The 26,887-nt window shown below is 45.6% G+C and carries 21 protein-coding genes and 1 riboswitch; of the genes, 5 read left to right on the forward strand and 16 right to left on the reverse strand.

Annotated features, from left to right (window positions below):
- Positions 1–107: 107 nt before the first annotated feature.
- Positions 108–1,511, reverse strand: a complete 1,404-nt coding sequence (phrB, locus tag HGP28_RS02510; protein ID WP_168835087.1) for a deoxyribodipyrimidine photo-lyase — start codon at positions 1,509–1,511, stop codon at positions 108–110.
- A gap of 15 nt (positions 1,512–1,526) precedes the next feature.
- Positions 1,527–2,480: a YbgA family protein gene (locus HGP28_RS02515; protein WP_168834868.1), complete on the reverse strand. Its 954-nt coding sequence runs from the start codon at positions 2,478–2,480 to the stop codon at positions 1,527–1,529.
- A gap of 422 nt (positions 2,481–2,902) precedes the next feature.
- Between HGP28_RS02515 and HGP28_RS02520 the strand changes: the two genes are divergently transcribed.
- Positions 2,903–4,450 carry a tetratricopeptide repeat protein gene (locus HGP28_RS02520; protein WP_246225515.1) on the forward strand — a complete coding sequence of 516 codons (1,548 nt, stop codon included), beginning with the start codon at positions 2,903–2,905 and terminating at the stop codon, positions 4,448–4,450.
- Complete coding sequence (locus HGP28_RS02525) at positions 4,434–6,017, forward strand: GGDEF domain-containing protein (RefSeq protein WP_168834869.1); 1,584 nt, start codon at positions 4,434–4,436, stop codon at positions 6,015–6,017. Before HGP28_RS02520 ends, HGP28_RS02525 begins: the two co-directional genes overlap by 17 nt.
- A gap of 81 nt (positions 6,018–6,098) precedes the next feature.
- On the opposite strand, the gene HGP28_RS02530 is transcribed toward HGP28_RS02525, so the two are convergent.
- A complete protein-coding gene (locus HGP28_RS02530) occupies positions 6,099–7,274 on the reverse strand; it encodes an MFS transporter (RefSeq protein WP_168834870.1) in 1,176 nt (391 codons plus the stop codon).
- 415 nt (positions 7,275–7,689) lie between these two features.
- Between HGP28_RS02530 and HGP28_RS02535 the strand changes: the two genes are divergently transcribed.
- Positions 7,690–8,190: a GNAT family N-acetyltransferase gene (locus HGP28_RS02535; protein WP_168834871.1), complete on the forward strand. Its 501-nt coding sequence runs from the start codon at positions 7,690–7,692 to the stop codon at positions 8,188–8,190.
- A 15-nt stretch (positions 8,191–8,205) separates the two neighbouring features.
- On the opposite strand, the gene HGP28_RS02540 is transcribed toward HGP28_RS02535, so the two are convergent.
- Positions 8,206–8,478, reverse strand: a complete 273-nt coding sequence (locus HGP28_RS02540) for a GNAT family N-acetyltransferase (protein ID WP_168834872.1) — start codon at positions 8,476–8,478, stop codon at positions 8,206–8,208.
- 220 nt (positions 8,479–8,698) lie between these two features.
- Positions 8,699–8,798: riboswitch (purine riboswitch) on the forward strand.
- Positions 8,799–8,926: 128 nt separating this feature from the next.
- On the opposite strand from HGP28_RS02540, the gene HGP28_RS02545 reads away from it, so the two are divergent.
- The gene (locus tag HGP28_RS02545) at positions 8,927–9,934 is read left to right on the forward strand and encodes an adenosine deaminase (protein WP_168834873.1); all 1,008 of its coding nucleotides are present in this window, start codon (positions 8,927–8,929) and stop codon (positions 9,932–9,934) included.
- Positions 9,935–10,173: 239 nt separating this feature from the next.
- On the forward strand, positions 10,174–10,395 hold the full coding sequence (locus HGP28_RS02550; RefSeq protein WP_168834874.1) for a hypothetical protein: 222 nt from the start codon (positions 10,174–10,176) through the stop codon (positions 10,393–10,395).
- Between the two features lie 25 nt (positions 10,396–10,420).
- Here the strand turns inward: HGP28_RS02550 and HGP28_RS02555 are convergent, their stop codons facing one another.
- From HGP28_RS02555 to HGP28_RS02610, 12 genes are read right to left on the reverse strand one after another with little or no spacing between them, the layout of a single operon-like run.
- Complete coding sequence (locus HGP28_RS02555; protein WP_168834875.1) at positions 10,421–11,158, reverse strand: protein kinase domain-containing protein; 738 nt, start codon at positions 11,156–11,158, stop codon at positions 10,421–10,423.
- A gap of 45 nt (positions 11,159–11,203) precedes the next feature.
- Positions 11,204–14,677 (reverse strand): type VI secretion protein IcmF/TssM N-terminal domain-containing protein, encoded by a 3,474-nt coding sequence (locus HGP28_RS02560; RefSeq protein ID WP_168834876.1) that lies wholly within the window; start codon positions 14,675–14,677, stop codon positions 11,204–11,206.
- 7 nt (positions 14,678–14,684) lie between these two features.
- Positions 14,685–15,947, reverse strand: a complete 1,263-nt coding sequence (gene icmH, locus HGP28_RS02565) for a type IVB secretion system protein IcmH/DotU (protein ID WP_211091862.1) — start codon at positions 15,945–15,947, stop codon at positions 14,685–14,687.
- A 3-nt stretch (positions 15,948–15,950) separates the two neighbouring features.
- On the reverse strand, positions 15,951–17,279 hold the full coding sequence (gene tssK, locus HGP28_RS02570; RefSeq protein ID WP_168834877.1) for a type VI secretion system baseplate subunit TssK: 1,329 nt from the start codon (positions 17,277–17,279) through the stop codon (positions 15,951–15,953).
- 10 nt (positions 17,280–17,289) lie between these two features.
- A complete protein-coding gene (gene tssJ / locus HGP28_RS02575; protein WP_246225516.1) occupies positions 17,290–17,808 on the reverse strand; it encodes a type VI secretion system lipoprotein TssJ in 519 nt (172 codons plus the stop codon).
- Positions 17,808–18,845, reverse strand: coding sequence for an FHA domain-containing protein (locus HGP28_RS02580; RefSeq protein ID WP_211091863.1), 1,038 nt, complete (start codon positions 18,843–18,845; stop codon positions 17,808–17,810). The genes tssJ and HGP28_RS02580 overlap by 1 nt, the downstream gene beginning before the upstream one ends.
- 32 nt (positions 18,846–18,877) lie before the next feature.
- Positions 18,878–19,591, reverse strand: a complete 714-nt coding sequence (locus HGP28_RS02585; RefSeq protein WP_343033782.1) for a transporter substrate-binding domain-containing protein — start codon at positions 19,589–19,591, stop codon at positions 18,878–18,880.
- Positions 19,592–19,619: 28 nt separating this feature from the next.
- Positions 19,620–22,217 carry a type VI secretion system ATPase TssH gene (gene tssH / locus HGP28_RS02590; protein WP_168834879.1) on the reverse strand — a complete coding sequence of 866 codons (2,598 nt, stop codon included), beginning with the start codon at positions 22,215–22,217 and terminating at the stop codon, positions 19,620–19,622.
- On the reverse strand, positions 22,217–23,254 hold the full coding sequence (locus tag HGP28_RS02595; protein WP_211091864.1) for a type VI secretion system baseplate subunit TssG: 1,038 nt from the start codon (positions 23,252–23,254) through the stop codon (positions 22,217–22,219). Before HGP28_RS02595 ends, tssH begins: the two co-directional genes overlap by 1 nt.
- Positions 23,251–25,023, reverse strand: coding sequence for a type VI secretion system baseplate subunit TssF (gene tssF / locus HGP28_RS02600; protein WP_168834880.1), 1,773 nt, complete (start codon positions 25,021–25,023; stop codon positions 23,251–23,253). The genes HGP28_RS02595 and tssF overlap by 4 nt, the downstream gene beginning before the upstream one ends.
- Positions 25,016–25,444: a type VI secretion system baseplate subunit TssE gene (tssE, locus tag HGP28_RS02605; RefSeq protein WP_168834881.1), complete on the reverse strand. Its 429-nt coding sequence runs from the start codon at positions 25,442–25,444 to the stop codon at positions 25,016–25,018. Before tssE ends, tssF begins: the two co-directional genes overlap by 8 nt.
- Positions 25,444–26,865 (reverse strand): type VI secretion system contractile sheath domain-containing protein, encoded by a 1,422-nt coding sequence (locus HGP28_RS02610; protein ID WP_168834882.1) that lies wholly within the window; start codon positions 26,863–26,865, stop codon positions 25,444–25,446. The genes tssE and HGP28_RS02610 overlap by 1 nt, the downstream gene beginning before the upstream one ends.
- Positions 26,866–26,887 lie beyond the last annotated feature (22 nt).

Consider the following 26,887-nt stretch of genomic DNA (forward strand, 5'->3'; position numbering starts at 1 on the left):
ACAAACCTCATCACACCGTCTGCCTATGTTCGCTAGGTGCGGCTGAGTTTGCTGGTCGCCCAACGGGCTCTAACGTTGTTTGGGTATAGCTTAAACTTTTTGCTAATTTAACCTTTCGCAAGTTTAAACGCGGCCAATGTAATTTCTCGCTCCCGTTTATGCTCAACCATAGGAGAAGGATAGTCGAGTTGTTCAAAATCGGCCCATAACCAAGGTTTGTGAATGTAACGATTTGGCACTTTGGTCAATTCCGGAACCCAGTGGCGCACAAATGCGCCATCAGGATCAAAGCGTTCCCCTTGGCTAATGGGATTGAAAATTCGAAAATACGGTTGACCATCACACCCAGTTGACGCGCACCACTGCCAGCCGCCGTTGTTTGAAGCAAAATCACCGTCGATTAATCGTGACATGAAATAGCGCTCACCACATCGCCAATCAAGGTGCAAATCTTTAGTAAGAAAACTCGCAACGATCATGCGAAGTCGATTATGCATCCATCCTGTCTGGTTTAGCTGGCGCATGGCGGCATCAACAATGGGATACCCAGTAGCCCCCTGCTGCCAAAGGCGTAATGAAGCATCATCGTAATACCATTCAATGTTCGACTCCCAAGGAACAAACCCCTCGCCCTTAGCTAATTTCGGCTCAAAGTACATCAGGTGCTGATAAAACTCGCGCCAAACAATTTCACTGAGCCAAACTTGCGTCCCCTCATTCCAGTTCTTTTGGCGATACTCAAATAACGCCGCGAGACACTGCCGTGACGATAGCGCGCCAATCGCTAAATACGCCGACAAGCCGCTAGTACCATCCCGTGCGGGGAAATCACGTTCACTATCATAATTCTCAACGCGATGCTGACAAAATCGCTGTAACTGAGCGTTGATCTGGCGATCATCGGCAAACCAATCCTTGCTGCACTGGCGCGGGTGATCCCACACAAAATGTTGTGGGTCAAAATAGGGCCAAGACGCCTTTGATGGCACCAACGATTGAGGTTCGGGAGCTATTATCACGGGTGGCATCATTTGTTTAAGCCAGCTGCGCTTAAACGGAGTGAACACCTTAAAATATTCACCTTGCTGATTGCGCACCGAGCCGGGAGGCAAAATACATTTATCATCAAGCCAGTGACTTTCAATACCAAGGCGATCTAAACGAGTTTCTACCTCTCTATCACGACGCTTTTCATTCACTTCATAATCTTGATTGGCATAAAGCGCCGACGCACCGATATGCTGCGCCAACTCAGCAACCGCTTCGGCTGCTTTCACGTAATCATCACACTGAAGGTACAATAGCGGAACATTAAGATCGGCCAAGTCTTTATTGAGTTCAACTAAACGTCGCACGATGAAATCCGACTGAATTGGCGCCAGATCGTGCTGTTGCCACTGTTTAGGTGTGGCAATAAATAGGGCGACTGTGGGCGCTCCTGTACGCATTGCCGCGTTCAACGCAGAGTTATCGGTGATGCGCAAGTCTCTCCGAAACCAAACTAAATTCATCATCAAGTATGCCTACTACAGTGCATAGCGCAGTTTCAATTCGGCAGGGTACGGCGCTAGGTAACGCTGATCCGCAAGATAAGGGTCAGGGTAAGTACTAAGATAGTGCTGAATCAAAGTTAACGGTGCGATAAGTGGCAAAATACCTTGGCGATACTGAAGGATTAAATTTGCCAACTCTTGTTTTTGCATCGCATTGAGTGAACGTTTGAAATAACCTTGAATATGCATTAGAACATTGGTGTTATTTTTGCGACTGGCGCGCCGTGTCAGAGCAATCAACAGAGCGGTACGGTAACGGTCAGCAAACTCTTGAATGTCATAATCGGCAATATTAGCCACTAAACGCCCCAATTCACGATACGCATCAGGCGCATGTGCCATGAGGGTTAATTTGTATCGTGAGTGAAAGCGCACCAGCTTATCTCGAGTTGCATCGCCTTGCATCGATTGATAAAAGTCATGCAAACAATAGATGCGCGCAATAAAATTTTCACGCAGCACCGGATCATTTAAGCGGCCATCTTCTTCAACAGGTAGCCAAGGCATGCGGTCCATCAAAATACGCGTGTAAATGCCAACGCCCTCTTTATCTGCGTTGTTTTGCTTATACACTTTGACCTTTTCCATTCCACAGGTTGGGGACTTAGCGCAAACAATGTAACCACATAAGGGTTGGTCCACTAAACCGTCCACCACTTTATGGGAATAGGTCATCATCGCGTCGGTATGATCATTGTCCGGCTTTTTGGTTTCGACCAAACGAACAGACTCACCGTCAGACATCAGTCGTATGGTTGGCCGAGGCACTGGCATTCCCATGCCGACTTCGGGACAAATGGCACGAAAGCGAAAATGGTCACTCAGTTCATCACACACAAAACGGCTCATTTTGTGTCCAGAGTCAAACCGCACTTGCTCTCCAAGAACACAAGCACTGATCCCAACCTGAATCTTATCCTTTGACATACCAACTCCTCTTTTCAGTGGCTTATTTGACTATATACCAAACACTCAAACTCAGTCGGCATGGCATAGTTTGTTTTCCACGAATGTGATGCAACCCGCTATGAGAACAGCCCAATAAATAACACGAACTTGCGCTATTGCTAGGCAAACTTGCAGTTTGCCATGTTGCTTTTTTTACGAAAAATGAGCAAGAAAGATAAAAAACATATGACTATCAGAGAGATGGCACGTTAAGACAAAGTAACATTTTGTGAAACAGTGCTCATAATTAACGTCACAAACGTAATGGCGCTCTTAGTTTAATCACTCGTTGATGCTTTTTTAATTAAGCTCAGGGTAATATAGGCTTTCGGTGTTTGAGTGTTTGGCGACATCGACGAGTCATTTTATACCCACACTGTGATAGGTATTGTTCATCAAGGATGTCGAATTTTAATCAAAATCAACAGCAGCTTGCAGCAGAGCTCCAACAGCTAAAAAGACGGTTGCCATTAGAGGCAAAGAGCGTCCTCAAAATCGCAGAACAATGCGTATCGCGAGCAGAGCGCCTTTTCTTTCCTCTCGGCGAACTGCACGCCAAACTTCTCATGTCACATGCCTGCTGGTGTTTAATGGATTACCGCCGCGGCCTCAAAATCATCAAAGAAGCACAGCAGTTACAAAGCAAGTTAGACTGCGACGATTTTTTGCCTGAAATTTTGCACATTCATGCGCTGCATTATTGGGGTCAGGGTAAATACTTTTCTGCGCAGCAATTTTGGATCAATGCGTTAGAGCAAGCTGCACTCGTTGAAGAAACTGAAATTCAAATTGAATCATTGCTCGGATTGGGCAATGTTTGGCGTATGACCCAAGAGTATGCGCTTGCCGCCTCAACGCATGAACTCGCCGTCAGTGTCGCAAACACGCTTCGAATTGAATGGTTAGAAGGTAAGGCGCGGATTTTGTTAGCGTGGGATTACTATTTATTGGGTAATTACGCTGAGATGTTAACCGTGCTAGATGGTGTGAGTGATTTGCTGCGCGAACATCCAGATCCGACCTGGGAAGCTGAAATTTGGGACTTTCGTGGCCTTGCCCTTTTAGGGCTCGAGCGACTGGATGCGGCAGAAGAAGCAACAAAAAAAGCCCATCAATTGGCTATTACTCATGATTTAGCTTGGATGCGCACACACTCTTACATCAGTCGCGCCAGACTCTACTTTCTACAAGGCGAAGCTCAAACCGCCATGCTGCTACTGGAAAACGCAGAACGCGCTGCACAAGCGTTTGACCATGGCGAATTATTGAGTCAAATCTGCTACCAACAAAGTGTCGTGGCCGAAACCTTAGACGACTACTCAACGGCTTATCACGCTTTTAGTAAATACCGCCTCTATTCACGCAATATTTTACGCGACCAAACGAACGCAGCCGGACTCGACAAAGCACGAAACTCTAAACGTCAACTCGAGCAACGCGCGCGCAAGTTAATCAACCGCATTCGCTCTCAATACGAATACAATCCAGAAAAACAGTTTTCCAATGTCGTTTCAGAAAACTATTGGTGGGAGCAACTTGTGCTAGCCAAGAGCCAAATGCAAAATGCGCCCCATGCAGTCATTACCATGCAAAGCCGCAGCTCAGAAAAGCTGGATGTCTGTCTAGAGCTTGCGCACAGCGTTTCGTCACCGACGGATCTTATCTCTCGTCTTAGCCATCGTACCGTTGCGATGCTGATAAAAGAAGAGCAAGACAGTGCCGAGCAATTGCACGATATTCTAAAAACGATGCTACACATTCATCCTTGGCACAGACGTGGGGCCACGCCACAATCACCCGTTATCGCGTTACACGACATTTTGACCTTTCCATTCACGATAGAGCAACTTGAGCAGATAACACCTCAAAGCCCATGCGCTTTTAGCCCCACTTCGGATAGGCAATCCCAGTATAAGAGTCAGGTAGTCACTCATGGAAAATTTGCTTAATAAACTGCACGCAGCCGGGCTTGACCACACTCGCGTCAGTGGTGAAGATGCAATAACGCTTTGGCGTCATGTGGGTGAGCATCTTGCTTCCACGCCAATGCAGCGTGCCTATTGCCTTATCATTAGTGCTGAATATCGTTTTGAGCTGAACCAAGTTCAACTCAGTATTGATGAGCTAAAACAGGCATTGGATATTCTCGAGTTACCACAACATGCCGCAGAAATCCTTGCGGTTAAAAACAGCCTATGTGAGCGTCTTGGTGAGCTCGGTGACTACCACAGCGCGCTTAACGAATATGTCTCTGCCACCACCATCGCCGTTGAACATAGTTATATCGACCAATACGTCACCGCGGTCATTGGGCTAGGTAACTTATGTGATACCTATGGTGACCATGCGCGTGCACTTCGTTATTACCAAAAAATTGATAGCATTGATCTTGCCATCACTAGCCGTACACTGCGTCTGCGTTATAAGCTCTATATGCTCGCCTGCTTCATCAAATTACAACGGCTGAACCCAGCACAAGATCTGCTTACTGAATGTGAAGAGTTAAGCATTCTTGTCAGTGATAAAAGCCTCACCGGCCAAATCCTGCTTTATCAAGCAAAGTTACACCGTTTAAGAGATGAGCATGACGCCGCGCTCAAGGCGTTAGCAAAAGCCCAATACAGTGCCAGTACAAACCACGCCTCATGGCTTGCACTCATGAATCGCATTGAAGTCGCTTACACCTTGTCTGCGATTGGCAAACAGCCATTAGCTGTATTGCTACTCATGAGTAAATTGAAAAAAGTTGAGTCGCACGGCTCTCCGGTGCTGTCAAAACAATTTTATGATGCGCTCAGTCATGTTCTAGCATCACAAGCGCACTTTAAGACCGCACTTGAGTTTGAGAAAAAAGCGTACGCCATCGAAAGCGAACTGATGAAACAAGTGCCGATAACCGAATTAGGCGCGGCGCAGTTACGTCGATTAACGCGCTTTGAATTGCAGTTAAAACTCATCATGTCTGAAATTGAAAATAAGGAACTCAAAGAAACCACCAAACAGCACAAAAGCACTGTGGCTCAACTTCAACAAGATGTGCTCACTGATCCTTTGACCTCATTGAAAAACCGTCGCTGGCTGGATGCAAAACTTAAAGAGTTATTACTTTCTAATACCCCTTTTGCGCTTTTAGTGATTGATATTGACCACTTTAAATCGATTAATGATGAACTGAGTCACTTAGTAGGCGATAAAGCCATCGTGAACGTATCTCACGAGCTTATCGAACAATTTCGTCGGCGTGATGCCTCTTGCGTGCGCTTTGGTGGTGAAGAGTTTTTAGTGATTGTCGAAAACGTCACACTGCAAGAAGCGCAGCAGCTTGCTGAAGATTATCGAAAACGAATCTACCAGTTTAATTGGCAACCCATCCTAGGTGAGCGTAGCCTTACTGTCTCAATTGGCGTGACACTGCATCATGCAGGTGAAAATACTCAGCGAACGTTTCATCGTGCTGACAAAGCTCTATATCGCGCAAAAGCCCTTGGGCGCAACCAAACCTGTTGCGAAGAATAAGATGATCCTCTCAAGATGCGTTATCTACCCCAAAAACTTGACGTTGCGGAGCGAGGATAAAACGCACCTTGAAGTCTCCTGTTATTGCCAGCGCAACACACGAACCTCTAGCCCTTCACATGGCTTGTTTGGAATGTTGAGTGATAATAATAAGCTGATAGCAGCCATTACCGCGCCGATGTAAAACACGAGCGCTGGCGACCAAAGCCAGATAGCACCAAAGGTAACGGGGATCACCACGGCAGCAATATGATTGATAGTGAAAGCAACCCCAGCGGTTGAGGCCATATCGGCAGGATCGGCAATTTTTTGGAAGTAGGTATTAATCGCCAACGCGAGCGCAAAAAACAGATGGTCAATCACATACAAAGCGGCGGCCCACTCTGCACTTTGAACCAAACCATAGCCAACAAACACACCAATCAAACCCACGTACTCAATTATTAATGCGTTACGCTCACCAAAACGGCCAATAAATCGGCCAATTTTTTTGGCAAACAAAAAGTTAAACAAGTAGTTGATTAGGAACAACAAGGTGATATCCGACACCGAAAAGCCAAACTTCTCGACCATCAAAAAGCCCGCGAACACCGTGAAAATTTGACGTCGCGCGCCACTCATAAAGGTCAACGCGTAGTAAAGCCAATAGCGCTTGCGAAGTACCAATTTCTTGTTTTGCACTACGGTTGACGAAAACGAGGGAAACGCCAACGCAATAAACAACGTCAAGAGTAAAGCGATACCACCACAAACCAAGTAGATAGTGACATAATCCCAATGGAGTATTCTGGTCATAAGCCAAATACCGCCATAAGTCACCAAAGAGGCTGCTGCGCCAACAGAAAGCAAACGTCCCAACATTTCTGGCGCTTCTTGTTTGCTCAACCACTGCAAAGAGAGCGACTGTTTCAAGGTTTCAAAATAGTGAAATCCCGTGGACATTAATAGCGTCGTCAGCAATAACCCAGTCATTGAAGGAAACAATCCGGTGATTGCAGTACCAACCGTTAGCATAATCAGCGATACAATCATAAACCGCTGCTCACGGATAAACAGCAGAACAAACACCACCGAAAAAGCAAGAAACCCAGGGATCTCACGGACACTTTGCAACAGACCAATATCAGCACCGTCAAACGCCGCTTTTTCCACGACGAAATTATTCAGCAAAGCAGACCATGCAGAAAAACTTAAAGGCACAATGACTGAAATCAGCATCAAAAAGTTTTGTGGCGTGCGCCAATTGCTTGTTTGCATGAGTAACAATATTCCTTATAAAGCCATAAAAGAGACTCAATCACGTCAATAGGGACGGGATAACACGTAAAAAAAGATTAATGACTTAGTACGATTAGGGTATTGAGCTCACTTAAATACCGAGTGGTATGATAAAGGATAACGACAAGCTCAAACAAGTCAGTTCAGAGAAAACAACATGTTATACCGAAATAACTTGGAGTTGCAGGTAGGCGGCAAACGAACAAAGCCTCTGAGCATAGGCAAACTGTGTGATGAGATTTGTGAGAGCCAGCCAACACCGCTGCAACTTAAGTTAGACGGGTATAAATGAATAGAGAGCCCAAAAACAACGTGATAGGATGATGCATCACACATAAGCAATTATGCCGCTCAATCGGTGCGACATACAAACAAGATAACATCGAGAAAGATCATGGATGTCACGATACGAGCCGCTCAACCCAGCGACGCCAAAGGCGTTACTGCGCTTTTTGATCAACCACTGGTACAGCGATTTACGCTACAATTGCCCTTTCCCAGTGAAACCACATGGCAACAGAGACTCAGTGAAACAGATCAGCATAGTTACAGCTATGTTGCTGAGCTTGACCATCGCATCGTCGGACAAATTGGTTTGCATCTCTCAGCAAACCCTAGAACTCGACACTGCGCCTCCATTGGAATAGCGGTACATGATGACTTTCATGGTCAAGGAATTGGTAGTCAATTATTAGCAAGCATCGTTGATTTAGCGGATAACTGGTTAAACCTAGACAGACTGCAGCTCGAAGTGAATAGCGATAACCAAGCGGCCATCGCTTTGTATAAAAAGTTTCACTTTGAAATTGAAGGCTGTGCAAAGGCCAGTTGCTTTCGCGCGGGTCGATATGTAGATACCTTCTTTATGGCACGACTTAGTCCCAGAATACGCTAGCACCACCAACTAGAATCAAGCAGAAAGCAGATGTTTCCATTGCGCATGGCGATTAAGGTAATGAGCCACATAACTGCACGCGGGAATAATACGATAGCCGTGCGCTTCAATGTCCGGAAGCACGGCTTCCATCATGACATTACCATACCCTTTACCGCGCAACTCTTCAGGCACTCGAGTGGAATGAATGGTCATCACATCACCATCCAAACTGTATTTTACTAAAGCAACAAACTCGCCCTCTAACGGCACTTGATACTCTTTATTTTCTTTGTCATGAACCAACATACTGCCACTCCTATACTTTGACCAACATAGGCCCAAACGACTTACACGCAAACAACGTGAAAGAGGCTCCTATTTCGCTGCGTTGTTTGCCTTGCTCTCAGCCCAGTGAGCCGGCTCTGAATCCTGCATCTTAAAGTCACTTGAGTATATCAACAAGCCATACATCTACAACAAATTCAACTCGACCTACACCACCCAAAAGCGCTAAACTACTGGTGCGTTTCATAAACAAAATGCACTTCGTATAACCCCAATAATATGGTTTGGGGGTTTCTACCAGTACCCGAACAGTGCTGATTACGAAGAGTTGTGATTTCACACGATCCGACTCTTTGTAACGGTAAATCGATGAGCAATACCTAAGACTAGGCCAATCGCCGATATACCACTCATTAAAGAGTCATCGTTTCCTATAGTTATGTTGTGATCAACACATTAAGGCGGACAGATGAATCCAAATATCACCACCCTTCCAAAAGTCGAACTGCACCTCCACATCGAAGGCACTCTTGAGCCTGAGTTGATGTTTGAACTGGCCACTCGCAATCACATTGCGCTACCTTACCATTCCCCAGAAGCGTTACGTAAGGCATACCAATTCGATGATCTACAATCGTTTTTAGATCTCTACTATCAAGGCGCAAATGCGCTTATCACAGAGCAAGATTTTTACGATTTAACCTGGGCTTATCTACTTCGCTGCGCCGAAGATAACGTCATCCACACAGAGATCTTTTTTGACCCGCAAACCCATACAGATAGAGGGATTGATTTCGATACCGTGATCAACGGCATCCATCGTGCGCTAATCGATGGTGAACGCCAATTGGGCATTAGCTTTGGTATTATTGCGTGTTTTTTACGTCATCTTTCCCAAGAGAGCGCCTTTGAAACGTTAACGTCGGTATTACAACATCAAGACAAAATCATTGGTGTCGGCCTCGACTCATCGGAAGTTGGCCATCCACCGCAAAAATTTCAGCAGGTTTTTGACCAAGCCAAAGCGTCAGGGTTATACACCGTCGCCCACGCAGGAGAAGAAGGTCCAGCGCAAAATATTAGCGATAGCATTGAATTACTTCACGTCAGCCGTATTGATCATGGTGTGCGTTGCACCGAAGATCCTGAGTTGGTCGACATGCTCATTCAAACCCAAATGCCACTGACCGTTTGCCCACTCTCCAATCTCAAACTAAAAGTGTTTGATGAGATGACGCAGCACAACTTAGTGACACTGCTCGATAAAGGGGTTGCCGTCACCATAAATTCGGACGACCCGGCTTATTTTGGTGGGTATATGAATGCGAATTTTGCAGCCGTTGATGAAGCGTTTAAGCTGACTAATCCACAATTGGCAAAACTATCACTCAACGCAATCAACGCGAGCTTTATCGATGAGCCAACCAAGCGGGTTTATCGCCAAAAAATACAACACTGGCTCGACAACACAAAATAATGAGTGATTGAGATTTAACTTTTACCACTTCGTTATATACCCAAACGACTTGGAGATGCAGGTAGGCGGCAAACTAACAAAGCCTCTGAGCACTTCGTGAACATAGATAAACGATGTGATGAGGTTTTTGAGAGCCAGCCCCTTAAAGAAAAACGCTGCAACTTCAAGTAGAAAGGGGGTAGTTTTTGTAACGAAGTGGTGCTATTTTGGTCAAGACTTCAACTGTACGGTGTTTGACCATGAAAATTCACAACGCCTTATACCGCCCTCATATCCAACAAGATCTAAAGCAAGCCGCGGCATTTATCGATAACTCGCTAAAATACAGCAATAATAAGCTGTCGGCATCGCTGAATTCGCATAATCAAATTCAGGTACGCAATAGCGATGGCGTGGTGGTCAAAACCTTTCAAGGCGATCGTGTGGCCGCCAAAATGTACCACATAGATGAGTACGTTTAATACCCAGCCTCTCGTAGAAGCATGATCAAACCTCAGTGATAAAATCACTGAGCCACGCTTTCACAGAGTCATTGATTGACACGTACTGCAACCACTCTTTGGCCGATTGATGATTCAACTTATATTGCGGTACGTTGCCTAACGAGTACGAATCTTGCGCTAACACAGCGTTTATCGTCATCACCAGTGCGTAGAGATCGTCATGCGGACTTGCGCATGCGCTGCGTTGCGGTGAGCTATAGCAGATACTTTGCAATTCAACACCGCGCTCTGACCATGGCATGCCAATACGGCGTGCATTAGCAAAATCAATCAGACAAACCGAATCGTCTGCGGTTAGTAAAATATTACTGGGCTTTATATCTCCATGCACAATGCCTAATTGATGCAGCCGTTTCACTTGCACGCATAAAGCGCCCAACACTTGATCTCGGTGCGAGGAAGAGAACGAGTGAGCCGCAATAAATGATGATAATGATTCTCCCTCGATGTACTTGGTGATCAGCGCTGAGTGTATACCCTGCTTGAGAAACTGAATGTTATCATCACAGCACTCCAGTTTTGCCAAACGCGTTAACCATAACGCTTCACGCTGTAAAACAGCGCTTTCAAGTGCCGTTTGCGCAAATTTAACCCGTTTCCCCCCCCATTGCAGTACGTTCGTTGCCAGCGGATTAACTTCAAAGCCACAAACATTTTTATCGCACTGACTCATGTTCAGCGTGTCAATAATCCACGTGGGGATGACGCACTTTAGTACCATAAATACACTTTCCCTGAGAGCGAATGATGAAATTTCACCACCACACTACAACCTTTCAGGTATCGCTAAGCGCGTAAACAAACGCGTATCAAACGGTTGATCTCGCCCTTCAAACTTAACCACTAAATTGACTTCGTTATCGTCATCTTGATAGCGCCACGCCGTTTCAAGCTGACCTATTGATCGCGCTTTTTCCATTTTTGATGCAACCTTAAACCAGCTCCAAGGCCCAGTCTGCTCTGCTCGACCCACTTCTCCGAGAGAGTCCTCTAATAAAATGACGATACTCTGTATTTGATTGGCTGGCATGGGCCATGACTGTGTCTGCCACAGCTTCGGCCCATTTTGGTATTCAAATAATGGCAGTTGCGTCATAAGCGCAAATCGAGTCAGCATAGGAGACATCTGATGAGCTCGTAATGAAAATTGAAAACCAAGTTCCTCTCCAGTAAACAACTGTCGCTGCAATGTCGTAACCGCCTGTTTAAACGGAACATATTCAGTCGACATTGGCAGATATTGATGAGGAATAAAACCGCGAATCACTAGCTCATCTCCCGACACATCAAAGCGCGCTGCGTATTTAGAGGCAAAGGTGTCAAAGGCTCCATTTGGCTTAAAAAAGTAAGCCACATCATCGAGTGCCGCATCGGTTTGTGCACGCTCAGAAAAGGGATAATGTTGCGAGAACTGAAGTTGATAAAACTGGTGCAATGGCAGCCAGTCTTGATTAATGATGTCCCGTACAGCTTCGAGCGCTAACTGGTTGACCAAAATTGCGTTTTGCTGCATCAATTGTGGCAGTAGTGGTACGCTATAATCACGGGAAAGCGCCGCCAGTTGAGCAACGGGATTACTCGTGTCTTGCGCTTGCAACTGCTCAATAAAATAATGACCTTTAAATTGACGTTCTTTTGATTTGGCAAGCCAATCATCCAAAGCAATGAAGTGAGCAATGGCAATATCAAACGCACTTTGTGTCGTTTGATTCGCATTTACCAAACTGTGAATATGGCGAAACGGCGCACTGATGGTTTCAGCCACCCTCGCCATACTCGCTCGATTCGCCAAAGGCTGTGTCGATTCAGACTCTAACGCACGACTATTCTCTGTCGCCTCATTTGGCAACCCCTTACTTGGCGCGGGCAAAAGACCCTTTTCTTGGTTCAACACGTTCAATAAATTGGTATTATTCTCAATCAGTCGATATAGCTGCTTAAGTGGTGAAAAATGCGCATTGGTTACTAATTGGATTTGCTGTTCACTTTCTCCCCAACTTGTCACAGGTGTGAGAGACACAGCATCAATAAACGCTCCCCAGTATTGAATATAATCAGCGATATAGCGCTCGCGGAGTTGTCGATTTATTCGGCTCATTTCAGCGTCACCACGAATTCGCCCCATCACGCCTTCATACGCTGTGATAGCATTTGACGCCAATTGAAAGCCAGTTTCATTGCTCAGCGCTTCGAAACCTTCTCGCGTATAAGCAAAAGGAATCAGATAGTCACTGCCTTGCTTAAATTGAAACACTTTGCGGTACATTGGACTCAGTTGGGAGCGTAAATCGATACGGCGTGAAAAATCATCATGCTGCAAAATATGTTGATACAGCAACTCACCAAGATCGTTTGATGAGAGGGTATTTCGAACTAAACCCAATAGTGCTTCGTCAAATGGTGGAGGTACCGCGTCTGTTGCTAGAACATCATTTGCCAACAGCTGGAAACGCGAGACTAAATTAGCCTCACCACTGCCTTCTTCTTTCAAAGCACCGACAAAATAATCGACTAAGGACTGAGTAGAGTGGCGTGTTTGATCATAGAGCAGTTGTTGATAGTTCAGTAACTCTAAGGTCTTCACTTTGTCATCAAGAGAGTTATAAACAAACATATCTTTCATGATGTAATCGCGCATTAAAACCAAAAGCTCAGATTCTAATTCACGGTAATAAGCTGAGTTGACCGCTTGATAAATACTTGAGCTTGGCAACACATTTTGAATATACCATGGTGGATTAGCATTGCGATATAACAGTGTAATTTCACGCAATTCAAATAAACTGTATACTGGCGATGCTAAGTCATCTGGTTGAATTGGATTTTCCGCTAAGTTAGCTTTATATTGTGATAACAGCGTTAAGGCTTGCGCATCAAGCCCTCTTTGGAATTGGTATTCGGCACGAATCAAGGCAACAAAACCACAAAGCATCAAAATCGCGCCCGTTGCAACACCCGTTCTTAAAGCGCGATATGAAAACTCTCGTTTCTTATTCACACCAACTAACGCAGACTCTTTAATGATGACTTGCGAAACAAGCCGTTTAGCAAATAAACTGAGACGCTTTTGCGGATCGCCGCGCACACTTAATGAATCAAAGCCCAGTTCACTGGCATGCATTGCCGAGATCAGATCGAGCGCTGACGACTCACCGCCACCATGAATTAAGAAATAACCACGAAAATTCAACGCAGTTAGGGCAAATTGATGTGGCGAGAAAGTCTGCGTCATGAAGTCTTCTAACTCATAACGTAACGCCGAAAGTTGGAAAACACCGGCCACACTGGCCTCTCGGTAATGAGCATTGAGCTGCTGTTTAAGCGAATAAGAGAGCAGATTGGCCAGTGACTTAACTAACCCATCAAAAGAGCTCACAAACCATTCGTTATCATACTCTGGGCTATCGGTTACTGCTCGCAAATCACCCAATGGTTGCTCCCGCTGCGTTTCATCCAGACCAGCAAAAGATTCATACAAATCTCGTATTGCTGCAAGATCGTTAAAAACACAATAGGTAGGTAGCGTGAGCCCCGTTTTCTGGTTACACAGTTCCAGCACCGCCCGATATTTTTGGCTCAATTCGCTGACTGATAATTCACTACTCTCAATTAAACTTGAAAGACTCACGCTGCAAATGGCACCATTAAACATCTGTCTCGCCCGTTTTTGGCTCATTTGCTTGAGCAGCAAATTCACCGTCTGCAGTAGCGACTCTTTACCTAGAGAAAGATCTAAGGTGACGATAATAGCAGTTTCAGACACCCAGCACTGAATGCCGCACACTGGCGTTTCACGGCTTGAATTTATGTCATGTTTGCCTGAGTTGTCAGGCTCAGTATTGAGATACATCGTGGGCTCAACCCACTCAAACCCCATTTGCTGCAACCATATGCCATTTTGGGGCGTCTTTTCGGTTAATTGCACATACCAAGGCACCGCGTAAATATTTTTCACACATCTGGGATGTTTATTAATGGTATCACTGAGGTATTGGCTTAATACTTGCCGAAATTGTTGCGCTTCTTCTTTTTCCCTAACTGTATTTTTCTTAACTCGAATCAGCTTAAAATAACAACCACACCCTATTGTTATAAAAAATAAACATAAGAATAGCGTTTCAAATACCACCCACGTGGGTGACAGTTGATACCATTCAAGAGCCACACAAATCGCTACCAAAATGGTCGTCAAAAATAATGCAATTGTGACGGCCAATAACGCCGCTTTTGTTTTTTTCATCACCGACCTACCGCTTCGCTTTGATAATAAAAGCGTCATTAATACCCGCGTTTTTTGCCATATTTATGACACCTCTCGCCTCTTCAACCGTCGCCAAATCGCTTGTCACAATATAAAAGTCCCCTTGACGGGACACTGTCGCGTTATCAAGCATTGCGCCATGAACAGAAAGAAAATTTTGCGCGGATGCTTTCGATGACAAGGTGGCTAACTGAACTCGCCACGGTAAAAATTGCTTGGGTGCATTGGTGACAACGTCTGAAAAATTTGTTTGCGCATTCAACACGGTAGAAGAATGCTCTGAAGCAAGGGGCTCTTGGAACACCGCACTAGGTTCAAAGGAAGGAGGACGCTCATTTGGGGTTGTCTTCACCATTTCTTCAGCCGTCGAAATGTAGATATATTCTTTGTCAGACACATTCGCTTGGCGATAATACTGCTCTGTAAAATCAGGCAATTGAGTAAAAGGCCGCGCTTTGGTTGGCAAAGTCATTCCGTACCAATACGCCACCCCAGCCCACCCCATCACAGAGATAACAACAGCCGCAAACAGACCGCGCCATAAACGGACAGGCGCTTGAGGCCGAGCATGATGACCGCTCTCGGTTACCGTAATGGTCGGCAAAGCGTAGGCTTGAGATTGCTCACTACCACTTAATACGACATCTTCGATACGCGCCATCAATACATCGAAAAGCGCTTTGCCATCAACACGATATTGACCGCGAAAACCAAGCTTAAGCATCATATATATCAGTTCAAGCAAATCGGCTAACAAGACAGGCTGTAATAGGGCGCGCTCTACCACCACGTAAAACTGTTCACCCCCATTTTTGATGCCAAACAATTCACTGACTAAGGTGTGATTTTCCCAACCTGCGTTTTCTCCCCAACTTGAGTGTAAAATTTGTTCATCTAGCATCACTGCAAATAAAAAACATGTTTTATCGGCAACCGAAGGCGGGTAATCCAGTTTGGCTACTTTGTACTTTAAGTCAGTCAGCATGCCTTTTATTGCCGAGCGAAAAACGTGTATATCTTGGGGGCACGCTAAACGCTTAATCGTTACAACTAAAGACAATAACTCCGCACTGACTTGTAAAATTTGATTGTCAAATAGGCGATTGTGTTGCTGAAACAACTGGTAGCGTGCTTGATTTTTCAGTGCATTCCATTGAGACAAGCACACCGTCTCGTTCGCAGAAGACGAGGCCTGATGGGTTTCTCGGTGAATCGCAATCGTCACATCATCAAGTAAGGGATCCATCATCTATTACCCCAAGGCATAAAGGGTTATCTGGACATCAGCGATACGAGCATCAATGTGAAGTGCGATTGGCTCACGATTGGCTTTCAGCAGCTGCCAATAATCATGCGCTGTATCCACTTCAAAATAGGCAAGATCAACGTGCGCTTTAAGCTCAGGCGGCGCCACCGGTAGTGGGGTTACCGTAATACCCGATTGACTATTGCGAACCAACTCAGCAATTAAGCTTATGCCACTCAAAGTACACACACTCGCAAATTGAGCGCTCACATTTGCGGCGCCAATAGGCGATTTTACTGCCAAGACCCAACGTTTTCCGTCCAGCTGCGCTAAATTAGGAATGGCAACACGCAGCAAACGGCGCTTATTGAAAAGAGTCGCATCCCATTCAAACTCAAGTACATTATCACTTTGAACCATAGACAATTTATCGCGCAATTGGTTAAATAGCGGACCAAACGCATCGTTAAGCTGTGCTTTATTCAGGGGGAGATAGTGCGCCGCCGCAATACTCGGGGTAAAGCTTGCTAACTCAGCATTGAACTCCAGCAATTTTTGATAAAAAACATCAATGTGCGTACTCGGCTCAGAGTTGAGCATCGCCAGTTGCGGCAGCCAACGATTCAACGTTTGTAACCATAAGAATTCTCGCATCAAACTCGTTTCACTTTTGGTACGCTCACCCAAACCAATTCGAGCCATCACTTCATTTGCTCGAACCTGTACCGCAATCAGCAACTCCTTTAATCGCTCTTGCAGCAAGGATGAAGCACCATAGTGCAAACACGCAGGGATAAAGCTTTTATCCAGAAGCACCTCTCCGTCTTCCGCTCGTTCGAGAATGCGTGCAACGGGTAATAAGACCAATCCATGTGTCTCTTCACCTTCAAGCACTAACCGAATATTAGGCTCAGCTAAAACCGCTTTAATGCCACTTTGCTGCGCATCACTTGAGTCAAATAGATGGTGTTCCGTTATTGCGTATCGTTTTAAGGCGCTGCGTTCACCAAATTCATTTTCCCCTTCAATGGCAAGGGGGAGCGCCAGATACAAGAGGGTATTTGAACACTGTTCCGGAATGTCGATGACCAACTCTTGAGCGCAATCAAACAAAGTCCCATCTTCAAAGACACCGCTGCATCGAGTCACACTCAATTTACCAAGCTTTAGATAACTGGATTCAAACTCTAATGCACTGATCCCGTAACAACGACCATTAAACGCAAGGTTGACATACTTCTGTACATATTGCGTAAGATAACGCTCATTTTGCTGAAAATGCTGAGGGGCAACAAACATGCCCTCTCGCCAAACAACGTTTCTCTGATGTTTCATTTGGGTCTCCTTACCACAACCATGAACTATCAACTGGCTGAGAAATCTCAATTTTTGCGTGAGAAATTTGAATTAATACGGGATTTTCATCCGGGTTCTCCACCAAAGGCACTACCGCTTTCGTACCAGCGCTTTGATAGGCCGCAAATTCAGCTAATACCGCAATAAATTTAGTTTCTTGATGAACCTCAAGAGTGAAATTGCGCAGCTCTCCCGGCACGACCGCGGGGATCACTTTTGAGTCAATCAATGAATCCGCAAGAACTTGTGTATCCCCCTGATAAAGCGTGACAAAATCACCATTTTCAAACGCGCCGCTTTCACGTAACTGATACAAGCGCACAATCAATGGCCTTGGCTTCTGATCAGCAAAGGTATTGATGTCCTTTGATGCTTGTATATGAACAGACACAGGGGTTGAGGGCGAAAAGACCACCTCTCGGTTTGAACTGCAACCGCTAAGCCCGGCTATCATCCATCCCATTAGCACGACGCCAAGCGTTTTGGACAACCAAATGAGCCACCCCATTATTTATCCCTCAATTCTTCGAGTAATAGCGCGGTAAACTGGCGCTTAAACTCACTGCGTTTCTGCTTTCGCAAAAATTGCTTTTTATACAACGCCCAATATTTTTTCTCTTTGTTCCCCCACGAAGAGACATAATCATTAAATTCCTCTTCCAGTGAATGCGGACTGAACTCTGCTAAAAATCGGTCCAGTGTGGTTTCCAGACAAGAAAACAATCGTTCACGATCAATCGATGCGATCAGTGCCGTTTGTTGATGCTCAACCAATTGAGTCAATCGCTCTATATGCGTATCTAAAACTTGCTGAGCACTGTTATCACTAACAGTGACCCCATTTTCAGAGTGATGGTGCGCAGGTGTTGCCGACGTCACAGCCCCCCCCTGATAAGGGGCCTCTTTTGATAGCGCTTGAGGCCCCATGACAATGTCATCATTGGTCAGCGACGTTTCAACTAGACTAAGTGACTCGTCGTCTTCAAAAGGGTCATAATCGTAACCGTCTTCAATTGCCACGTTTTCCGCAGAAAAGCTAGGAATGCAATTGGTGTCGTCATCAGGCAGGGTTTCCAACGTTAATATTGCCTCCGTTGGGTCATTTAAAACGTCACCTAAATCAAAAAGAGGATCTCGCGGTTCTTGACCAAGCTTCTCATCTTGCACTCTTACTTGCTCTTTATGAGGGCGGCTTTGCTCTTGCAATGTGGATGTGCCGGGCTCAGCGAAGGCTGACATGTTACTGGCCAGCATCAAATAACCACCCATACGAACATTATCACCATCGTGGAGACTCACTGACTGCCCCACAGCTAATGTCACCCCATTGATTTCACAGCCATTTACGCTCCGATCAATAAGATCAAAGCCCCCTGTGGCATTGGGACAGATTTCAACATGAACTCGAGATAGTGTTCGGCTAAAGTCTGGCAACTGAATCGTGCATTCATAAGAACGACCAATCGTACCGCCACTACTTGGCAACGTAATTTGGCGACTGATAACCTGCTCATTTTCAGGCAGTTCAAGTAATTGAAAGCTCATACTCATGGTGTTCCCTCACCTCTACTACAGTATCACTTCATGCAATACGATAATGCGTCATTAAAGCGATCTAGAAACCCTGGATGTTGGCGCAAAAAATGATGAGAAAAATGCACCATCAAATTTTGGGGTTTCACTCTAATGCGTTGAAAATACGCAAGTGGAATAGCGGCATTTTTCATTGCCTCTTCAAACACTAACTCATATTCGTAAGCGACATCCAAGTCACCCTGCCAAAGCATTTGCAATAATGAGTTGGCATCACGCGGCTTACGAATAACGTTATACCCCTCACGCTTGAGATATAACCATTTGTTTGTATTAAACTTAGCACCGTATCTAAGACTGTACTTCGCGCTTTCATTTTGCACATCGGTATAGAGATTTGGCGCAACAAACCACGCTAAATTGTCTGAAACAATCGGCATTGATGCCGTCGCATATTGCTTTCTGCGTTGGTTAGCGGAACCGGCAAAAAAACCGTCCATTTCACCCGTTTCGACAAGCAATTGCGCCTTATCCCACCGCATAACGTGAATCTCATACGGCTGCGACATCCCTTGTAACGCACATTTAACACGATTGACCGCAACGCCACCAATCACGCCGTCGCCATCAACCGTTTGATACGGCGTCCAAATTTGGGTTGCAAGTGTGACTCGCTCAGCGGCATGTACCCCATTGAGCAACGCAAAAATCCCTCCCCAGAGCGCAAGCGAAATTCGCATTCTGTTTGTTTTTCTCACGTTAAACCTCCCACGCCACTTCCTACGGTTATTCACCTATCTCAACCACTAGCTCCCCTGACGTTGGCTCAACTGATACCGATACCGTACCAATCGGCAACCCTTGGCTCAGCCGCTCAATACATTGAATGGCCAGAGTCGGCATCAGTGTTCGATTAATAATTTGTTCAATTGCACGTCCACCTGTGGTTGGGTCGGTATTTCGGCTGATCACAAAATCAACCAAGCTACTATCCCACACAAAGTCTGCACGGTATTTTTCCATCAACTTTTTACCAATGCGGTTCAGGCTAATTTGTGCAATCTGACTCAATTCTTCTCGATTTAGTGGGTAATACGGAATGACCGTCGTTCGACCAAGAAAGGCCGGTTTAAAATGAGCTTGCAGTGCTGGGCGAATTTGCTCTAACAATTCGCTATTTTCAAGGCGTGAGTCTTGTGCCGCGCACAAATCGACAATCGCTTGATCTGCAGCGTTTGATGTCATAATGATAATGGTATTTTTAAAATCAACCGTTCGACCTTCGCTGTCTTTTATATGGCCTTTATCAAAAATTTGATAAAACAGATCATGCACACCAACATGAGCTTTTTCCATCTCATCCAGCAACAATACCGAATACGGATTACGACGAATGGCTTCGGTTAATACACCACCCTCACCAAAACCGACGTAACCGGCGGGTGATCCTAAGAGCATCGAAATTTTGTGCTCTTCTTTAAATTCCGTCATATTGATAATCGTAAGATTATCCCCTCCGCCAAACACCTCATCTGCCAAAGCCATCGCCGTTTCAGTTTTGCCGACACCACTTGGCCCGCACATTAAAAATACGCCAACTGGCTTACGGCTATCGGTCAAGCCTGCACGGGATATCTGAATGCTCTTAACTAGCTCATTAATCGCGACATTTTGGCCGATAACTCGCTGGTGTAATGCTTGTTCCAATGACAACAATTGAGCAATCTCCTCTTGAACCATTTTCCCTGCGGGAATGCCGGTCCAATTCTCAATCACTGTCGCAATGACATTTTCATCAACCACCGGAAAAACCAATGGCGCATCGCCTTGAATCGCACGCAGTTGCTCCATCGCTTGTTGTAGGCTTTGTTGATCGATGTGATTTTCAATACGAGCGATTTCAATCTGTTCACACAACCGAATTATTGTCGTGACCAACTCCAATTCTTGACCCCATTGCGTGTTCAGTGCTTCCCATTGGCTCTGTTTTTCAGCAATCGCACTTTGCAAACTGTCTTTATCGTGATGACTCTCAATAAACACTGCCGACTCCGCTTCAACGGCGTCAAGTTCATTGTGTAAATAACGGATCTGCTGTTCCAATAATTCAATCGCTTCGGGCTTTGCACCTTGTGTCAGTGCAATTCGAGCGCATGCCGTATCAAGAAGACTAATCGCTTTGTCGGGCAATTGACGCGCTGGCAAATAACGAATCGACAGGCTCACTGCCGCTTCAAGCGCTTCCTCTAAAATAAATACCCCATGATGCGCTTTAAGAGCAGCCCCAACGCCACGAAGAATTTGTAATGCATCTGCGGCATTAGGCTCCTCAACGTGAATCACTTGAAAACGACGAGTCAGCGCTGGATCTTTCTCAAAATATTTTTTGTATTCAGCCCATGTCGTGGCCGCAATAGAGCGAAACTCACCACGTGCTAGAGCAGGCTTTAATAGATTGGCGGCATCATTTTGACCCGCAGTCCCCCCAGCCCCAATGAGTGTGTGCGCTTCATCAATAAAGACGATAATGGGCGTCGGTGAGTTTTTTACTTCATTAATGATATCTTTAAGCCGATTTTCAAATTCACCTTTAATGCTCGCACCGGCTTGCAAAAGCCCTAGATCGAGTGAGTGAATGGCAACGCCCTGCAACGCGGGGGGCACCTCTCCTGCCGCGATGCTAAGCGCTAATCCCTCAACCACAGCCGTTTTACCCACCCCGGGTTCCCCAACTAAAATCGGATTGTTCTGGCGCTTGCGGCATAAAATATCAATGGCCATGCGTACTTCACTGCTTCGCCCAAGCACAGGATCCAACTCCCCACTACGAGCTTGCTCGGTTAAATTAACGGTATATTTTGCTAAAGCTCCGTCACCTGTAAATGCGCTGTCGATTGCGCTATCACTATGAGCGGTTTTGGGTATGTTAATGGCTTTTATCTGAGCGCTTAACGCTTCACTTGAAACGCACTCAAGCCCTTTCCACGCCGTTTTTTTAAGCCCAAAACTGTCGGTTTTCATCACCGCTTGTAACAGATGTAAACTGGTCACGATTGCATGACCATAATTAATCGAGGCCAGCATCCAAGCTTGCTCAAGTAAGTCACTCATAGCACGACTTAACGTGGGTTGTTCGGCCCCCCCAGAGCGTAAACGGCGCGTATTTTCAGTTAACTCACCGATCAATCCGGTGATGTCACAGCCCTGCTGAGTCAAAAAACGACTTAGTGCTAGGTCATTGGCCGTTAACAGTTGAATAAACCAATGTTCAATCTCAACGGTTGGCGCGCCTTGCGCCATCGCACTAGCGACTGCTTCTTCAAGCTCGCTCTTTAGCGACACGTCAAGTTTCGAAACCAAATTTCCGAGTTGTATGTGCGACATCACACTTTCTCCTGTTGAATGAGTATTTTGCGAAATTCCGATTTTCGCCTCTTACTAGCAAGACAATTGGCTTCGCCAAGCCTAAACCCTTGTTCAGTTTGCACGAGCTGAGGCTCATTGATGTACTCCCGCCTCACATACATATAAACACGCAATGTCACGCTTTCACGCAAATAGGTTTGAGCAAGCGACTGAATGGATTGAGCAAATTGCCGGTTAGATAACAGTCCAATATATTCTGACTGTGTTTTAGGAATGACTTTTATCTCTAACGCTTGGTGCGTTTGGGTGCCCGTTGATCCGAGCCAAAAACCGCCACCAAGGTTTTGGTTCTGACCAAGCTTCTGGCCAATTTTTGTTCTTTCCGTGCTGACGATACGATGTTGCGATACCGCAATAACATTAATATCAATGTCCAAAGCAAAATAATCACAAAGCAGTTTACGCAAGCCAGACACACTGCGAGTTTTATTGGCTAGCGCTAAACCATGACGAATCATACTGTGGCTCGATGTGCCCTGTGGATGATTTGGCAATGAAAACAGACAAGCCAAGGCCGAGTGTTGCGATAACTTGCCGATCACCTGTTTTTGACGTGCTTCATACTCTTGCCTTAGTAGGAGATTGGCATGCATTTCCGCATGCACTTTAAGCTCGAAATAGCGCTGGTTAAATACATCAATAAATTGCTGCAACGCATCATCATCTTGATGCAGACAAGACAGTAACTCTGCATAGATATAATCAGGGATCAGCCCTTTCGCTCCCGATAAGGCTTCCATTCCAAGCGTTAGCCGTAACGCTTGGCTATCAACATGCAGTGAAGTCACCTGGTTTGGTGCCCCCTTCGGCATCGCTTCTGGCGCCATGAGCAACGCACGCTGACCTTGAGCCTCTAATGCGTTAAGCACACGAATAATTTGGATAAATTCAAATTGATTTGGCGCTTGAACTAGGGTTTCGCCAAGATGACTATCACATCGCATCGCTGAGTGGGATGCCACGGGAGCGAATGTCTGCTGATCTACCGTCGTCATAAACCCAATTGACTCCCGTGCTGTTTGGCAAACTGGATTGACGCGCCTTCTCGACCAAAGCGAATCACTTTTAGCTCGACAAAACGGTCATAGCTGCAATGCTGAACAAATAACGCATTAAGCAGTTGAGCAAACACGGCAATATCACTGCCCAAGACTGTATCGTCGACGGTGACTTCTATTTCAGTGCCCGAAGCAAACACATTACTGCCCAATAATCTCATCGGTGCAACGCGATGTTGATAACGCACTTTTTTTATCGCATTTGCGGCAAGACAATGGGCCGTAGGACAACATAAACGCAATACATCTTGCAGGGTTTCCGTTGGTGTATCGCTTTGAACTAAAGAGGCGAAATTAGCGTTCAATAAAGCGAGAAATCGCCAAATCAGCGAGTTATCCAAGGCGGGATATTGAGGCGCGCTCGGTGTTTTTAATGCGCAAAATACGCCGGGCAAATCAACGGCAACCTGCGCTTGAGCTTCGGTATTGGATGTGATTAAACAAGGCGCCCTACCATTACATACCCAAAGTTGCGTCGATAACACAACGGCACTTTGCGTACTAGTAAGCTGCGGATAACTCAAAGAGATATTGTGACAACGCCGGCCTTTATGATCCCAAATTTGACGGCTTTGCCATTGCGGGGCTTCCTCATCTCGCCAGTAGCCGCCCTCATAAATAGGCGCCAGAGGTACTTCCCCTGTGGGCTGCACTTCACTCACGGATTCAATCGCAACAACCTGATAATGATCTGGCTGCTGTGCATCTGCCACAATAGGCAAGGCAAGTTTTGTGAAATCATAACGTATCGGTTCACCACGCTGAGCAAAGATATTCAATGCTGGCACCGTATTGAGCAACAATACGTTAGGCGTAAAAAGACTCAAATATTCGGCGGGTAGCTGTTCAACAAAAAAAGTGAGTATCACTTCGTTGCAATCAAACAAAGAGAGTTGGTCTCCTAACGCGTCGATACGCATATACGCCGATTTATCTGGATACGCAAAATAATCACGCAGCAGATCAAACTCACTCAAATGACCGTTATAAACGGTAAGCCAATGAAAATCAGGATCAGTCACTCGACTGCGTAAATGGGAACAAGGCACATCACATTGCTGGTCGAAGGTGGACAGTGAGATCGCTTCAGTTTGTAATAACAGCAGTTCAATCAAGCCTCGTGAACGATTTTCAAATCCTTGAACATAGAAGTCAAAGTGCTCAAGCGAAAGCTGAGAAAAACGCACGTCAGGATCATTACAACGCAAAGTCAGTTGAATCGCAGATTCCGCGCGGCGCAACTGTTTGGGTATCGGAAAATCAAAAGGAGCTGTTGTGGCTGACAGAGCAGCGATGTGATATGGGTGAATAATCAAATCATCAGCAAGGGTGAAGGTCGATTCTAACTGCGCATGCTCAATCGTAAATTCATCGCCACGCGACAACTTAACTGGTGTGACACTTTCTTGTGTATCCATGGTAAGCGTCAGCGGTGTGTAGCTCGGGATCGTTTGCAAATATCCCGGATAAACCATATTCATCAAATCTTGAACCAGGTCTGGATACTGCTCATCTAATCTCTGTTCCGTTTTGGCGCTCAAAAGTGCGGCAGCTTCAATAAAGCGACGAATATTGGGATCTTCTTGCTCATCTTGATTCAACCGCATTGCACTGGCAGACTCTGGATACTTATGACCATAATCGCCTAATGCAGTACGAATGCTGGTTAACTCTCGCTCAAAATAGCTTAATAATGGCTCAGACAATTTCCTGCCCCTCCATTGTCGTTTGTTGCGTTGACAAATTTAAATTGGAATCAAACAAAAACAGATGAGGCCCGTTTGGCGTATCAACCTTAGCCATGATAGAAAACAAAATTGCGTTCGTTTCCCCATCACTTTCTTGCACGACCACACTGACATCCGACAATCGTGGTTCAAATGCGGTAATGAGGCGCTCTAACGCTCGCGAAAATTGGTCTTGATCAATCTGACTGCTGACACTTTGATTACTTTCAAGTCCAAAACAGAGTAACGATCCTTGTGCCTGAGGAAAGGCACTTGATACCTCTCGCATCGGCGCTTCCGCGTTGAGTAATTGGGTCAGTTGATAATGAACCGCGCCCAACAAGGCATCGGCGTCATTAGGTGATTGTCGTGACCGAATAAACGTGTTCCAAAATGCCATTACATCGACCTCTCAGAGAACAACGTCTCTTCGCGACCTAGATCCGTGGACAGCAAAACTTCACCACACACATTGTCATACTGATATTGTGGTTGGACGAGCACATTGCAGATATAACGATCTTTTTGCCCATTGACTGGTTTTACTTCAACCCGACTTTTACTCAATGGGTATTTGGCCATGGTCGCTTCATCAGCGTTAAATAAGTTACTGGTGTATTTCTGCAACCAGTCATTGAGATAACGTTCACACTCTTCGGCACTTTGAAAATTACCAATCATGCCGCGGATCTGCATTTTCAAAAAATGAGCAATACGGCAAATCATCAATGTCGTTTGCAATTGCCCAGACACAAGCTCAGCATCATTTTGGGCCAGTGCCCAAATCGAACGATTACCACGAAAAAAATATTTATCTGTGGTCACACTTCGGCACAATGGAATAAAACCCTGCTCCGCATAGAAATGTCCCATTTCCGAATAAATGGCGATATCTGGCTGCGGTGTATAACTGGCTGATGTGCCAATCCCAGTTTGCGGTACGTTAACTAAAGCGCCCATCGCCTTGTCCTGCCACCGTGATTTCATAAAACCAAACCAATTGATTCGATTAAATTCACGCATTGCAATCGAGGCAAATAACACACTTGCCTGCCCCCACAGTCCGGGTTGTTCTTGATGGGATTCTGTAAACCGTATTTTTCGACTCGCATCGATAGCATAAGCGTCTCGCAAACGAACCTGAGGCAGCGTGACCCCAACAAACCTTGCCTGATTTAAACGTCGTAATCGCTGCCACTCTGCAAAATCAGGACCTTGGAGAATCTTGTCCATACGCCCAAGATCAGACAACCAGTCAGCACCGGATTCGCCAAAAAATTCAGGCTCGAGCGACAAAACAAAAGGACATAGACAGAGTTCGCCCAAACTGGCCAATAGCTCAACGGTATAAAGATCGTCATAGTCATTATCCAGCGACATTGATAAACCATGATCCACCACAAGCATACCAAACGGTTGCCCGCCAGACGTGTTTAGTTCACGGTTCGCAATCAGGTTATAAAGCATGCTTCGCTTCAAAGAGGGCGCATTATTAAGCTCATGAGAAAGCTCAAACCAAGTTAAATCCAATAGCTTGACTCGTGTTTTTTGATAATTCACGGGCAATTGAACTAATGTTTCGACACTGCGCCATGCGGCTTCCAATTGACAAAAATCAGGATGATGAATGACTTCAGATAACTGCAAAGAGATGCGCCGGTCAATTTCGGCGATCAAGCGAACGATACCTGCCACAAGTAAGTCGCGGTCGTTTAGCAAGTTCGGGTCAAGTCGATATAACAGCGGTAATGCGCGAGATAAAAACGCGCCATTTTGACTGTCCAACTGACACAACTCTTTTTGCCATGTGCTATCTAACATTCATCATCCTTTAAAAGACAAC

Origin of the sequence: Vibrio agarilyticus, assembly GCF_012641465.1 — a bacterium.
Lineage (GTDB): Bacteria > Pseudomonadota > Gammaproteobacteria > Enterobacterales > Vibrionaceae > Vibrio > Vibrio agarilyticus.

Excerpts from the sequence above, each read along its gene's own strand:
- tssE (WP_168834881.1), bottom strand. The coding sequence starts at position 25,444 with ATGGCATTTTGGAACACGTTTATTCGGTCACGACAATCACCTAATGAC.
- icmH (WP_211091862.1), bottom strand. The coding sequence starts at position 15,947 with ATGATGGATCCCTTACTTGATGATGTGACGATTGCGATTCACCGAGAA.
- HGP28_RS02525 (WP_168834869.1), top strand. The coding sequence starts at position 4,434 with ATGGAAAATTTGCTTAATAAACTGCACGCAGCCGGGCTTGACCACACT.
- HGP28_RS02580 (WP_211091863.1), bottom strand. The coding sequence starts at position 18,845 with ATGAGCTTTCAATTACTTGAACTGCCTGAAAATGAGCAGGTTATCAGT.
- tssK (WP_168834877.1), bottom strand. The coding sequence starts at position 17,279 with ATGAAACATCAGAGAAACGTTGTTTGGCGAGAGGGCATGTTTGTTGCC.
- HGP28_RS02610 (WP_168834882.1), bottom strand. The coding sequence starts at position 26,865 with ATGTTAGATAGCACATGGCAAAAAGAGTTGTGTCAGTTGGACAGTCAA.
- HGP28_RS02555 (WP_168834875.1), bottom strand. The coding sequence starts at position 11,158 with ATGGTACTAAAGTGCGTCATCCCCACGTGGATTATTGACACGCTGAAC.
- HGP28_RS02520 (WP_246225515.1), top strand. The coding sequence starts at position 2,903 with ATGTCGAATTTTAATCAAAATCAACAGCAGCTTGCAGCAGAGCTCCAA.
- HGP28_RS02550 (WP_168834874.1), top strand. The coding sequence starts at position 10,174 with ATGAAAATTCACAACGCCTTATACCGCCCTCATATCCAACAAGATCTA.
- HGP28_RS02540 (WP_168834872.1), bottom strand. The coding sequence starts at position 8,478 with ATGTTGGTTCATGACAAAGAAAATAAAGAGTATCAAGTGCCGTTAGAG.
- tssH (WP_168834879.1), bottom strand. The coding sequence starts at position 22,217 with ATGTCGCACATACAACTCGGAAATTTGGTTTCGAAACTTGACGTGTCG.
- HGP28_RS02530 (WP_168834870.1), bottom strand. The coding sequence starts at position 7,274 with ATGCAAACAAGCAATTGGCGCACGCCACAAAACTTTTTGATGCTGATT.
- HGP28_RS02595 (WP_211091864.1), bottom strand. The coding sequence starts at position 23,254 with ATGACGACGGTAGATCAGCAGACATTCGCTCCCGTGGCATCCCACTCA.
- HGP28_RS02560 (WP_168834876.1), bottom strand. The coding sequence starts at position 14,677 with ATGAAAAAAACAAAAGCGGCGTTATTGGCCGTCACAATTGCATTATTT.
- HGP28_RS02535 (WP_168834871.1), top strand. The coding sequence starts at position 7,690 with ATGGATGTCACGATACGAGCCGCTCAACCCAGCGACGCCAAAGGCGTT.
- HGP28_RS02545 (WP_168834873.1), top strand. The coding sequence starts at position 8,927 with ATGAATCCAAATATCACCACCCTTCCAAAAGTCGAACTGCACCTCCAC.
- tssJ (WP_246225516.1), bottom strand. The coding sequence starts at position 17,808 with ATGGGGTGGCTCATTTGGTTGTCCAAAACGCTTGGCGTCGTGCTAATG.
- HGP28_RS02515 (WP_168834868.1), bottom strand. The coding sequence starts at position 2,480 with ATGTCAAAGGATAAGATTCAGGTTGGGATCAGTGCTTGTGTTCTTGGA.
- phrB (WP_168835087.1), bottom strand. The coding sequence starts at position 1,511 with ATGAATTTAGTTTGGTTTCGGAGAGACTTGCGCATCACCGATAACTCT.